The following is an 11,272-nucleotide window of genomic DNA, read 5'->3' as shown; positions in this document are numbered from 1 at the left end:
ATCAGAACTGGTTTCCGCCGCCGTTTTCCGGCAGCGTCTCGGCCGGACCTGATTGCGGCTGCGGCTCAGTCGGCTGAGGCTGGCCAGCAGCCTGGGCGGCGGTACCCTGCTGACGCTGCTGACGATAAAGAGCAGTGAAGTCGACTGGATCGATACGAAGGGCCGGGAATCCGCCCTCTTGCGTGAGGTCTGCAACAATTCGCCGCGCAAAGGGGAACAAAAGCCGCGGGCATTCAATCAGGAGCATCGCCTCCATGTCAGCCTGGGAAGCGCCGCGCACCTGGAACATACCGGCATACTGAAGCTCGATCAGGAAAAGGGCATGGTCCTGCGTTCCAGCGCGAGCATTCAGTTTGAGGATGACCTCGAAGACGCCATCCTGTTGATTCTGCGGTATCGCCTGGACATCGATCCCGAGGTCGACATTCGGCTGCTCGTTGACGCGGACGCCAGGATTTTCGAAGGACAGGTCCTTGATATACTGATTGAGAACCCGCAGGCTGGGTCCTGTTGGCTGCTGCGGTTGTGGTGCTGCGTCCGACGTGTCGCTCATGAGCAGATTTTCCTCTACAATCTGGGTGTGGCGCCTACCATGTGCCCAATACTTGCGCAACACTGGGTGGCACAGCGGAAAAGTCCCCTATATGGGAAGAGTAACATAACGCTTTCGGAGACTGCATGTCGTCCTCGATCATAGAACTGGTCCTTTTGGCTGCGATTGCTGCATTTGTAGGCTGGCGCCTGTATACGACGCTTGGCAGCGACAATGGCGCACCCGACGGGCGTGCGCGCTCTGAGGCACCATCGCCGCGTCCGGTCAACGAAACGCCGCGCCGCCCAGCGGATAGCCCGCTTCGCCCGGCCTTCACGGGACCGGCAGCCGCCGGGCTTGAGGCCATTCATGCTGCCGACCCCTCTTTCGACCCGAATGAATTCATCCAGGGCGCCCGCGGTGCATACGAAATGCTGGCTGGCGCCTTTGCTCGCGGGGACCGTGATACGCTGAAGCCATGGCTTGATACCGATGTGTACGAAGCATGGGATGGAGCGATCTCGGAGCGCGAAAAAACCGGGGCCGAAGCGCCTCAGCTCCTGCGTATTCGCCACAGTGAAATCGAGGAAGCCCGTCTTGATGGAGACATTGCGCGCGTCACGGTCCGTTTTGAAGCTGAACTCGGTGATGGGGACCTGACGCGAAAGTCCGAGGAGTACTGGACCTTCATGCGCAATATTTCTTCCGATGACCCAAACTGGTTGCTCGACGACGTTGATATTGCGGGCTGATCCGGAATTGCGGTGACTCGGGGCCGCAATCAGCGCATTCTGCGGCGCGCTACCTTGGAGGCGCCCGATGAGCTCGGATCTCAAATTCTACACCAATCCCATGTCGCGTGGCCGGATCGTCCGATGGATGCTCGAGGAGGTCGGCGTACCATACGAAACCATCGTGGTTGAGTATGGTGATGCGATGAAGGCGCCGGACTTTTTACGAATCAACCCGATGGGCAAAGTGCCCGCAATTCGGCACAAGAGTTCGATTGTCACAGAGTGTGCAGCTATATGTGCGTATCTGGCCGACATTTTCCCCAATGCAGGGCTTGCGCCCCCGATCGATAGAAGGGCGGCTTATTATCGCTGGTTCTTTTTCGCTGCGGGGCCTGTCGAAGCCGCCACAATGAACAAGACTCTGGGTGTCGTTCCGGCGGATGAACAGCGCAGGATGGTCGGTTATGATCGTCTTGAAACCGTGCTTGATACGCTTGAGACGGCGGTAAAGGATACACCGTACCTTGCAGGAAGCGACTTCTCGGCAGTCGATGTTTATGCGGGATCCCAGATCGGATGGGGCCTGCAGTTCGGGACGCTCGAAAAGCGACAGGCCTTCATCGACTATTGGGATCGGTTGAGTTCCCGGCCGGCAAAGGTTCGCGCCGATGAACTCGATGACGCACTGGTTCCGAACTGACCCTCTGAACTAAGAAAAAGCGGACCGCGATTTGCGGTTGTCGGCGTCGCAGAAGCTGGGCACTCTCTGCTCATGCGTGCTACCCTCGTCTTTCTCGCATCGCTGCTTCTTGTATCGGCTTGCGCATCCGCGCCTGAACCATCTTCCTTGCCGTCAGGACCGAATGGAAGAGGCCCTGCGGATGAAACCTATACTCCCATGCGGGCGCCAGTGCCGGCGGCATTTGCTGCCCTTCCCGGCTGGCAGTCTGCTGACCTGATGCCGGGCCTGTCCGCTTTCCGCAAAAGCTGCGAGCAGTTCGAAGGGAGAAACAGTGCTTCCTATCTATCAGATTCCGCACAATGGGCTGGCCGCGTAGAGGATTGGTTGCCTGCTTGCGCGACCTTGGATGTCGCAATGGATTCGGAGAGTGCCCGTGCCGTGATGCAGGCATTGTTTCAACCGGTGGAAATTCGGAGTGCGAATGGCGAGTCGCGTTTCACAGGCTACTTCGAACCGGTCTATGAGGCCCGCTACAGCCCGCAATATCCATTTACCGAACCGGTGCCAGCGCTTCCTGGCGACCTCGTCTCCGAGGGCGGAAACCGCGTATATCAAAAGCTTTCCAGAGGCGGGCGCAGGCCGTATCCGGCGCGCAAGGAGATTACGCAGCGCGGCGTCACCCCGCTGGCCTATGCGCACCCGGCGGACGTCTTTTTTCTGCAGATCCAAGGGTCGGGGAAACTGGTATTTCCCGATGGGCGCACAGTGAAAGCCGCCTATGCCGCCCACAACGGGCAGCCGTTCAAGTCCACGGCCAATTGGCTTTTTGAGCGCGGCTGGATCTCGAGCGGAGAACGTTCAATGCAAGGCATACGCGCCTGGATGGACCGGTCGAGTCCGGAGCGCGTCCGCCAGGCGATGAATGCCAATCCGCGCTTTGTGTTTTTCAAACTGGAACCGGCTGACAACAATGCCAGTGGGCCGAAAGGCGCGATGAGCGTTCCTTTGACCCCGCTGGGATCCATGGCGGTTGATCGCTCGCACCACCCGCTCGGAGTCCCTGTCTTTGTGAAGACGAAAGCACCGGGTCTTGGCGGCGAGTGGTCGGGGCTGCTGAACGCGCAGGACACCGGCGGCGCGATCAAGGGTGCTGTTCGCGGTGATATCTATTTTGGTACTGGCCCCGCTGCAGGTGACCGGGCTGGTACCATGAATGCGCCCGGCCGGCTTTGGGTCTTGCTTCCACGGGCTGTCGCAGCCCGCTTGGCCGGGCCCAGTGCACAAGCCGGCCTTGGTCCGAAGACCAGCGCGCCTTAAATCGCACGAATGAGCAAGCGGCGACTTTCCGAGGAAGAACAGAAGGTCTGGGACCGGGTCCGAAAATCCGTTCGCCCGCTAAAACCCGGCCGGCCAGCCAAAGCCATTCAGGACCCGGGAGATCCCGGCTTGCTGAAGCGGTCCCGCTCTGCGCCAGCGGCACTTTCATCGACGAGGGAAGGTTCCACGGGGCCGACTGAACCGAAGCGAAGCGCTCCAGTGCCTCAAGACCGTGGCTCAGAGAAAAAGATCCGACGCGGCAAAATGGAAGTATCAGCAAGCTTCGACCTTCATGGTCATACTCAGGAATCGGCCTGGTCTGCCCTCCCGGCATTCCTCATCCGGGAGCAAGCGCGCGGTTCGCGCTGCGTTATCGTTATTACGGGCAAGGGAAAGCTCGGCGAGGGCGTTCTACGCCGGAACTTCCTGCATTGGCTGGACATGCCAGAAGCGAGGCGCCTTGTTTCTGGCTATGCGCAGGCGCATCCGCGCCATGGAGGAAAAGGAGCGTTCTACGTGTTCATCCGCCGACGTTAGGCTTTCGTTTGCCGGGCAGCCTTCTCGGCCAGGCCCGACACGCCGCGCCGTTCGGCCAGGGCGTCGGCCACCATGTCGAGCGGTACGCCCTTCGCCCTCAATCCGACAAGCAGGTGGAAGATCAGATCGGCCGCTTCAGACGCCGTTTCCTTGCGCCCCTCTGCAGCAATTGCGAGCGCAACTTCGGCTGCTTCTTCGGCGATTTTTTTGCCGCAACGTAGTTCACCGCTGTTGAGCAGTTTGGCCGTATATGACTTTTCGGGGTTCCCGCCAGCACGGCTGTCGACGGTCTCAGCCAGTTTGGCGACAAGGCCTGTCAGGCGGTCGGCGGAGCCAAGTGGTTGTTTAGCCATGTTTGTCTGCCTCAAGTCTCGAAAGGTCTGACCGGAGCGCCCGCATCTGCGAGCGCTTGGCGTGCTTCAGCAAGTGTCACCTCTCCGAAGTGGAAAATCGAGGCCGCAAGAACAGCATTCGCGCCGCCTTCAAGCACGGCTGGTGCAAGATCCTGCGCTGAGCCAGCGCCGCCCGAGGCCACAACCGGAATGGACACTGTCTCTGTGATCGCCTTGAGCAAGGGTATGTCGTAGCCCGACTTCGTCCCGTCTTTGTCCATGCTGGTAAGCAGGATTTCGCCGGCACCGCGCCGCTCGGCTTCTGCTGCAAACTCTACCGCATCGATACCGGTTGGCTGGCGACCGCCATGCGTGAAGATTTCCCAGGTATCGCCGGATTTGCGGGCATCGATCGCCACCACAACCGCCTGGCTGCCGCCTTTGGCGGCGCATTCGGTAATAACCGCCGGGTTTGCAACTGCCGCGGAATTGATCGCGACCTTGTCGGCGCCGGACCGGAGCAGTTGAACAAGGTCTGCCGCCGATCGCACTCCGCCGCCCACGGTCAGCGGCATGAAGCACTGCTCAGCGGTTCGCCGCACAACGTCCAGCATTGTTCCGCGGCCTTCGTGACTGGCGGTGATATCCAGAAAGCAGAGCTCGTCAGCGCCCTGCGCGTCGTAAGCCTTTGCAAGCGCAACCGGGTCTCCCGCATCGCGCAAGTCCACAAAGTTGATGCCTTTGACGGTGCGTCCGTCTTTCACATCGAGGCAGGGAATGATGCGGGTTTTCAGCATGGCACGTCAGGCCTTCGCCGCCGCAATGGCTTCGGCGGGCAGGATGTCTCCGTCATAAAGTGCGCGCCCCAGTATCGTGCCGGCAATTGGGCGTTTTCCGCCAGCGCGACGCAACGATTCTATATCTTTTACGCTGGCAACGCCGCCGGACGCGATCACGGGAATCGAAACAGCGTCGGCTATCTCACTGGTGAAAGCGACGTTAACCCCGGTTTTCATCCCGTCCCGAGAAATATCTGTGACGACGAGACCGGCAACGCCGCATCCCTCAAAGACCCTGGCGAGCTCAACGGCTTTCATATCCGATGTTTCGGCCCAGCCCTCAACGGCGACATAGCCGTCTTTCGCGTCGATGCCGACGACAATGCGTCCTGGCAATTCACGCGCTGACGACTTCACGAGATCCGGATCGCGCAGCGCGGCCGTGCCGAGGATCACCCGCGAGATGCCGGCTTCCAGCCAAGCGTCGATCTGATCGCGCGTGCGGATGCCTCCTCCCAGCTGGACCGGGACATCGGTCGCCCTGAGGATGTCGCGGACGGCCTCTCCATTGGCGCTGTTACCCGCGAAAGCGCCATTGAGATCAACCACATGGAGGCGGTCAAACCCGATTTCCTTGAAGCGGGACGCCTGGTCTGCCGGGTCCGGATTGAACGCCGTCGCTTTATCCATCTCGCCTCGCAGCAAGCGGACACACTGGCCGTCCTTCAGGTCGATCGCAGGATAGAGATTAAACGCGGTATTCATGACGGGTCCCAGTTCAGGAAATTTGCAAGCAGCCGCAAGCCGACCCGCTGGCTCTTTTCCGGGTGAAACTGAGTGCCAAAAAGATTATCTCGCGCAACGGCTGCCGTGATGGGTCCGCCGTAGTCTGCCGTGGCAGCAATGTCTGCCTGATTGGCAGGGACCATCGCATAGGAATGCGTGAAATAGACGTGAGGGTCATCGCCAAGATTCTTCAAAACCGGATGATCCTGTTGCAGCACAAGGCCGTTCCATCCCATATGCGGAACCGCAAGGCCTTTGTCTGGCTCTATTCGTCGAACGTCGCCCGCAATCCAGCCAAGCCCGGGCGTTTTGCCGTCCTCTAGGCCCCACTCGGCCATGAGCTGCATGCCGACACAAATCCCGAGAAACGGTTTGCCCCCCGATATTACAGCAGCTTCCAAGGTATCCGTCATGCCATCGACAGCCCGCAAACCTGCAGCGCAATCGGCAAAGTGTCCGACGCCGGGAAGGACGATGCGGTCTGCTCGTGCGACCCGGCCGGCATTGCTGGTCACATCAATCACGATATCTGAACCGGCAAGCGACGCGGCTGCGCGCAGTGCACGTTCGGCAGAGTGCAAGTTACCGGAGCCGTAATCGATAAGGGCAAGCGTGGTCATCACGCGCGCTCATAGCGGCGGCGGCGACGCGTGGAAAGAGGCTGCTACCTTGATCAGATGATTTCACTGCAGCAAGCTGCCGCAATAAAAGACCCTCAGGAGCCCCCTCATGCGTGCCTTTCCCTCAGTATGCCTAGCTACGTGCGTTGCCCTTTTGCCCGCTTGTGCAACGGCCGACCCATCCACGAACCAGGCGACAAGTCTGGTCGAACAACGTTCAGGCCTCACAGCCAATGTCGCGAGCAAACTCTGGGACTGGGCGGAAGTTGGCTACCAGGAAACGAAATCCTCTGGATTGCTTCAAGATACGCTTGCGGGTGAGGGTTTTGACGTGGAAGCCGGCGTAGCCGGAATTCCGACAGCATTCGTGGCTGAATACGGATCGGGCGAACCCGTTATCGCCATACTCGCAGAATTTGATGCCCTGCCCGGTATCAATCAGAGTAGCGCGCCTACGCGTGACCCCGTTGAAGGAAAACATGCCGGGCAAGCCTGTGGCCATAATCTCTTTGGCGCCGGATCTGTTTCTGCCGCCATCGCAGTCCGCCACTGGTTGGAGAGCACGGGCACCGAGGGCACGATCCGCGTCTACGGTACACCGGCAGAGGAAGGCGGAAGCGGCAAGGTCTATATGACGCGCGCCGGTCTTTTCGACGATGTCGATATCGCGATGCACTGGCATCCGGACGATCAGAACTCCGCTGCGGCGAACACATCGCTTGCCAACCGCTCTGCCAAATTCCGGTTTAACGGCATTTCGGCTCATGCAGCCGGCGCGCCAGAGCGTGGCCGCTCAGCACTGGATGGCGTCGAGGCGTTCAACATGATGGCCAACATGATGCATGAGCACATGCCGCAGGATGCGCGGATGCATTATGTCATCACGGCCGGCGGCAATGCCCCCAATGTGGTGCCGGATTTTGCCGAAGTGTTTTACTATGTGCGTCACCCCGAGGCAGATGGCGTGGACGAAATCTGGGCCCGCCTCGAAAAGGCCGCTGAAGGCGCAGCGATGGGCACGGGCACGACCGTCGACTGGGAGGTCATCCATGGCAACAACCCGCTTCTCGTGAACGAGACGCTGGCCCGCATGATGGACAGAAAACTGCGCGAAATGGGCGGGATATCCTACACTGCCGAAGAACAGGCCTATGCCGAACAGATCGCAGCGAGCTTTGACAAGCCTGACCTCAGCCTTGGCTCACAGGAAGAAATCCAACCATTCGAGATCTCGCTTGGTTATGGCTCGACTGATGTTGGTGATGTTTCCTGGGCAGTGCCGACGGTGGGCCTGAGGACCGCAACCTGGGTACCCGGAACATCGGCCCACAGCTGGCAGGCGGTGGCCGCGAGTGGGATGTCCATTGGCCACAAGGGTGCTCAGCTCGCCGCCGAAACCCTGACAGCAGCAGCGATCGAGCTTTACCAAAACGAGGACCTTATCGAATCTGCCTGGACGGAGTTCGAAGACAAGCGCGGACCGGACTATGAGTACAAGTCCCTCCTGGGTGATCGCGACCCACCCCTTGATTATCGAAAATAAGCCTGGCGATTGCGGGCTTTGCAACGAAGCTTTGTCACACGCTTTCGGTCTGCTGGTAGCGTGTCACAAGCTCGACAATGACAAGGGTGAGGGCGTGGCCCGCCACGCCCACGGTCCACCAGATCGAGGGCCAAAGCATTAGATACGTCCCGCCGCCAGCACCTATGCTGATCCCGGCAAACAGGATCATGCCGAACACGTAACTCGCGAGACTGATCCAGAAAGAAAGCCGGAGCGCGGCGAGCCCCTTCCTCTGTTTTTCTTTTCGTTTCCGGGCGGCGTCGGCCTTCGTGTCTGCCGTCAGCACATACACATCGACATTAAAAGCGGCAGCCAAAGCCATCAGCGATTCCCTCGAGGCGGCCTCTCCATTCTCGATGCGCTGGATTGTCCTCACGCCAATCCCGGCCAGGTCCGCCAGATGTTCCTGGGACCAGTGGCGTTCATCCCGCCACCTTCTTATTTTCGCTGCATCCGGGTTCAGTCGCATGCCCTGCTTCTCCTCGGCATTAATCTATTGTGCGGGCCGAGAGTGGCTCGAAAACCCTGCCAGGACCACGTCAGACAGGCGTCACCGGTCCGCCAGTAGACTGCCGCGTGCACGACAAAGAGGCTTCGGCGCCGAGATGTCCGATGATCGGCCAGTCGACGATGGTTCTTGTGCCGAATTTAAAGGCTTCCTTTGGTGCTGGCGGGCTTACCCTGGAGGCGCGGGTCGGGGGCGACTGCCATCCGGAGGGCACGGGCCGTCGCCTTGAAGCAGCTTTCGGCGATGTGGTGATTGTTCTCACCGTAAAGATTTTCAACGTGAAGGCACATGCCGCCATTGCCGGCCAGGGCATGGAAGAACTCCTTGAAGAGTTCGGTATCCATTTCACCGATCTTGTCGCGCAGGAAATCTACCTTCCAGATCAAGTACGGACGCTTGCAGAGGTCGATCGAGGCCCGGCTAAGAGTCTCATCCATAGGAATGTAGGCGTGCCCGAACCGATTGATGCCGGCAAAATCGCCAAGCGCCTTCTTGATCGCCTGGCCAATCACAATCCCCGTATCCTCGACGGTGTGGTGGAAGTCGATGTGCAGGTCGCCTTTGGCCTTGACGGTTAGGTCGATGAAGCTGTGGCGCGACAGCGAGTCCAGCATGTGATCGAAAAAGCCCACACCAGTTTCGATGTCGGACTTTCCGGTTCCGTCGAGATCGACGGTCACAGCGATGTCTGTTTCGCGCGTTGTGCGCGTAACGGTGGCGGTTCGATGATCAGTCATGTCGTCCCAAATAAGGTGTCGAGAAGTATTCAGCTACAACAGATTCATTCACGGAATTCTAAAGTTTCAGTGGGACGGATGAGGTCGAGATACTTTAGTTTTAGTTTCAGAACCATTGAGGCCGACCCTGCGAGGACTCGTAAATCTCTCCCGCCTGCTTTCCAAGGCCCGATTTGCAATCCTTTTGCCCGCCAGCGCCGCCATTGCGGCTTTGGGGTTGTCGATGCTGTTCGACCTTGCCTATCTGTCTGCATCCGGTTCGCGGATGGATGCACAGAATGCGCAGGTTGCAGAGCGGCTTGCGAAGCTGGTAGGGCCGGAAATCGCCACGGGCGATATGGAAGAAGCGACCCGGATCATGGCGCAAATGGCGCCGGACGCGGCGCTCGTTGCTGATGCTGGCGGTAATGTTCTTGCAGGAAGTGCCCCCGAAAAGTTGATCCGGCGCGGAGATGCATTTCCTGTGCTCGGCCCGAATGGTGAACGCATCGCGACCTTGTATGCGGGCAACATTGTACCGCGCGGTCTGCTCATACCGCTGCCAATCATGCTCAGTACAACACTGATTGTTGTGGGAATCGCCTATTGGTTGGCCAGTTATTTTTCACGCACCACGAGTGGGCAAGTGGAAGGTCTGGCAGAGACGCTGCGCCAGACGGCGGATGGGCGCCTCTCGCGGACGAGTTCCCCGAATATTGTTTTCGAGGAGTTCCGTAGGCTCCAGGTCGTGATCGTCCGAACTATCCGCAAGCTGCGGGCAGACAATGAGCGTTTGCTGCAGGCCGCTTTCACCGATGAGCGCACCGGGCTCGGCAATTCCGCGAGACTGACGCAGGAATTGACGGAAACGATCGCCGCGAGCTCCTTCGAGGAACCGGCAGCCTATGTCTTGCTTGAAGCCGAGGGGCTTCAACAGTTTTCCGAGGGCCATGGTACCCTGCTTCCTAACGAGGTCCATACCGCCATCGCCAAGCGGCTGACCCATTTCGTGTCAGCACAGGAAAAAGACTACTCCATGCCGCTCGGCAGCTGGCCGGTGTTTTCGCTCCAGTCTGATGAATTCGCAATTCTGGTCGATCGTATCGGTGGGCGTGCCGAAGTCATGCGTTTTGTGCGCGCCGTTCTCGATGCGCTCCGTCAGCCATACGAGATCGCAGGACAGAGCATCCGGCTTCCGGCGCGCGCCGGGATCGTGATCATCCCCGAGGATGGTCAGGCGCCGCAAGAGATCAGGAAGCGGGCCGAGTCGGCGCTTTACCAGTCAAGGCGCGCGGATGACCTCGATATTCAGTTCTACTCTCCCAAGCTTGATCGCCAGACGGCTGCGCGAAAGCGCCTCGAGTCTGAAGTGCGCGCCGCCGTTGAGCAGCGCCGGTTCATCCCGGTCTTCCAGCCCAAGGTCGACCTGCGAACAGGTCGCATTGCGGGCGCTGAAGCCCTGGCGCGCTGGAAACTCGAAAGCGGCCGCATTGTCTCTCCGGGCGTGTTCATCCCGGTCGCCGAGTCAACGGGTCTGATCGGTGAAATCGGTATGCAGATTACCGAACAAGCTTGTCGAGCGGCCGCCATGTGGCACAGCCGCGGTTTTCGCGACGTATCGGTTGCGGTGAACGTCTCGCCCCTGCAGTTCGAGGATGATGATCTCGGTGCAATGCTCATTCGTGCGATGAGCGAAGCGGGCCTTCCGCCTCGTCTGCTGCAGCTCGAGATCACGGAAAGCGTTGCAGTGTCCGACCCGGAACGTCTCAAGGACGTCATCGGACCTCTAAAGACGATGGGTGTTCGACTGGCCATCGACGATTTCGGCACGGGTCATTCCAACCTGTCCATGCTGGGCCGTTTGCCATTCGACGTCTTCAAGATCGACCGTGCCTTCATTTCCAGTCTGTATACAGACAAGCAGGCACCCGCCATTGTCGAGATGATTCTCGGCATGGCTGAAACCCTGGGCATGGAGACGGTTGCCGAAGGCGTTGAGACCGAAGCGCAGGAATCCTTCCTGCGCCAGAGGGGCTGCGACCAGTATCAGGGCTTTTATTACAGTCCTCCGGTCTCGCTTGAAAAATTCATCCAGATGCTGGCGGCAGACCGGGCAGGTGCTGCAAGCCAGGCTGGCTAAAGGCCGCACGGCCCTTGCGATTTGG

General features: G+C 59.5%; 13 protein-coding genes. 6 read left to right on the top strand and 7 right to left on the bottom strand.

Annotated elements, in window-relative coordinates:
- Position 1: 1 nt before the first annotated feature.
- On the bottom strand, positions 2 to 553 hold the full coding sequence (gene secB, locus D1223_RS06885; protein ID WP_119375678.1) for a protein-export chaperone SecB: 552 nt from the start codon (positions 551 to 553) through the stop codon (positions 2 to 4).
- A 125-nt stretch (positions 554 to 678) separates the two neighbouring features.
- Between secB and D1223_RS06880 the strand changes: the two genes are divergently transcribed.
- The 4 genes from D1223_RS06880 to D1223_RS18810 all read left to right on the top strand — a co-directional run bounded on the left by D1223_RS06880 (position 679) and on the right by D1223_RS18810 (position 3,802).
- Positions 679 to 1,284 (top strand): Tim44/TimA family putative adaptor protein, encoded by a 606-nt coding sequence (locus D1223_RS06880; protein WP_119375677.1) that lies wholly within the window; start codon positions 679 to 681, stop codon positions 1,282 to 1,284.
- A gap of 67 nt (positions 1,285 to 1,351) precedes the next feature.
- Positions 1,352 to 1,966 carry a glutathione S-transferase family protein gene (locus D1223_RS06875; protein ID WP_119375676.1) on the top strand — a complete coding sequence of 205 codons (615 nt, stop codon included), beginning with the start codon at positions 1,352 to 1,354 and terminating at the stop codon, positions 1,964 to 1,966.
- A 258-nt stretch (positions 1,967 to 2,224) separates the two neighbouring features.
- Entirely contained in the window at positions 2,225 to 3,265 is a 1,041-nt protein-coding gene (gene mltA / locus D1223_RS06870) for a murein transglycosylase A (RefSeq protein WP_233349549.1), read from the top strand.
- A gap of 264 nt (positions 3,266 to 3,529) precedes the next feature.
- Positions 3,530 to 3,802, top strand: a complete 273-nt coding sequence (locus D1223_RS18810) for a Smr/MutS family protein (protein WP_158586549.1) — start codon at positions 3,530 to 3,532, stop codon at positions 3,800 to 3,802.
- Here D1223_RS18810 and hisE read toward each other — a convergent pair.
- The 4 genes from hisE to hisH are packed head-to-tail and all read right to left on the bottom strand — an operon-like array spanning position 3,799 to position 6,319.
- The gene (hisE, locus tag D1223_RS06860) at positions 3,799 to 4,155 is read right to left on the bottom strand and encodes a phosphoribosyl-ATP diphosphatase (protein WP_119375673.1); all 357 of its coding nucleotides are present in this window, start codon (positions 4,153 to 4,155) and stop codon (positions 3,799 to 3,801) included. The two genes, D1223_RS18810 and hisE, sit on opposite strands and share 4 nt — an antisense overlap.
- An 11-nt stretch (positions 4,156 to 4,166) precedes the next feature.
- A complete protein-coding gene (hisF, locus tag D1223_RS06855) occupies positions 4,167 to 4,931 on the bottom strand; it encodes an imidazole glycerol phosphate synthase subunit HisF (protein ID WP_119375672.1) in 765 nt (254 codons plus the stop codon).
- A gap of 6 nt (positions 4,932 to 4,937) precedes the next feature.
- Positions 4,938 to 5,678 carry a 1-(5-phosphoribosyl)-5-[(5-phosphoribosylamino)methylideneamino]imidazole-4-carboxamide isomerase gene (hisA, locus tag D1223_RS06850; protein ID WP_119375671.1) on the bottom strand — a complete coding sequence of 247 codons (741 nt, stop codon included), beginning with the start codon at positions 5,676 to 5,678 and terminating at the stop codon, positions 4,938 to 4,940.
- A complete protein-coding gene (gene hisH / locus D1223_RS06845; protein WP_119375670.1) occupies positions 5,675 to 6,319 on the bottom strand; it encodes an imidazole glycerol phosphate synthase subunit HisH in 645 nt (214 codons plus the stop codon). The genes hisA and hisH overlap by 4 nt, the downstream gene beginning before the upstream one ends.
- 109 nt (positions 6,320 to 6,428) lie before the next feature.
- Here hisH and D1223_RS06840 point away from each other — a divergent pair, with 109 nt between their 5' ends.
- A complete protein-coding gene (locus tag D1223_RS06840; protein ID WP_119375669.1) occupies positions 6,429 to 7,862 on the top strand; it encodes an amidohydrolase in 1,434 nt (477 codons plus the stop codon).
- Between the two features lie 34 nt (positions 7,863 to 7,896).
- On the opposite strand, the gene D1223_RS06835 is transcribed toward D1223_RS06840, so the two are convergent.
- Both D1223_RS06835 and hisB read right to left on the bottom strand, forming a co-directional pair.
- A complete protein-coding gene (locus D1223_RS06835; protein ID WP_119375668.1) occupies positions 7,897 to 8,352 on the bottom strand; it encodes a helix-turn-helix domain-containing protein in 456 nt (151 codons plus the stop codon).
- A 179-nt stretch (positions 8,353 to 8,531) separates the two neighbouring features.
- Positions 8,532 to 9,128 (bottom strand): imidazoleglycerol-phosphate dehydratase HisB, encoded by a 597-nt coding sequence (gene hisB, locus D1223_RS06830; RefSeq protein WP_119375667.1) that lies wholly within the window; start codon positions 9,126 to 9,128, stop codon positions 8,532 to 8,534.
- 223 nt (positions 9,129 to 9,351) lie between these two features.
- Here hisB and D1223_RS06825 point away from each other — a divergent pair, with 223 nt between their 5' ends.
- On the top strand, positions 9,352 to 11,247 hold the full coding sequence (locus D1223_RS06825) for a putative bifunctional diguanylate cyclase/phosphodiesterase (protein WP_119375666.1): 1,896 nt from the start codon (positions 9,352 to 9,354) through the stop codon (positions 11,245 to 11,247).
- Positions 11,248 to 11,272 lie beyond the last annotated feature (25 nt).

The organism is Henriciella mobilis (assembly GCF_003576285.1).
GTDB classification, from domain to species: domain Bacteria; phylum Pseudomonadota; class Alphaproteobacteria; order Caulobacterales; family Hyphomonadaceae; genus Henriciella; species Henriciella mobilis.
Note: the sequence above shows the minus strand (reverse complement) of the source record. Positions and strands in the feature narration are given on the sequence as shown.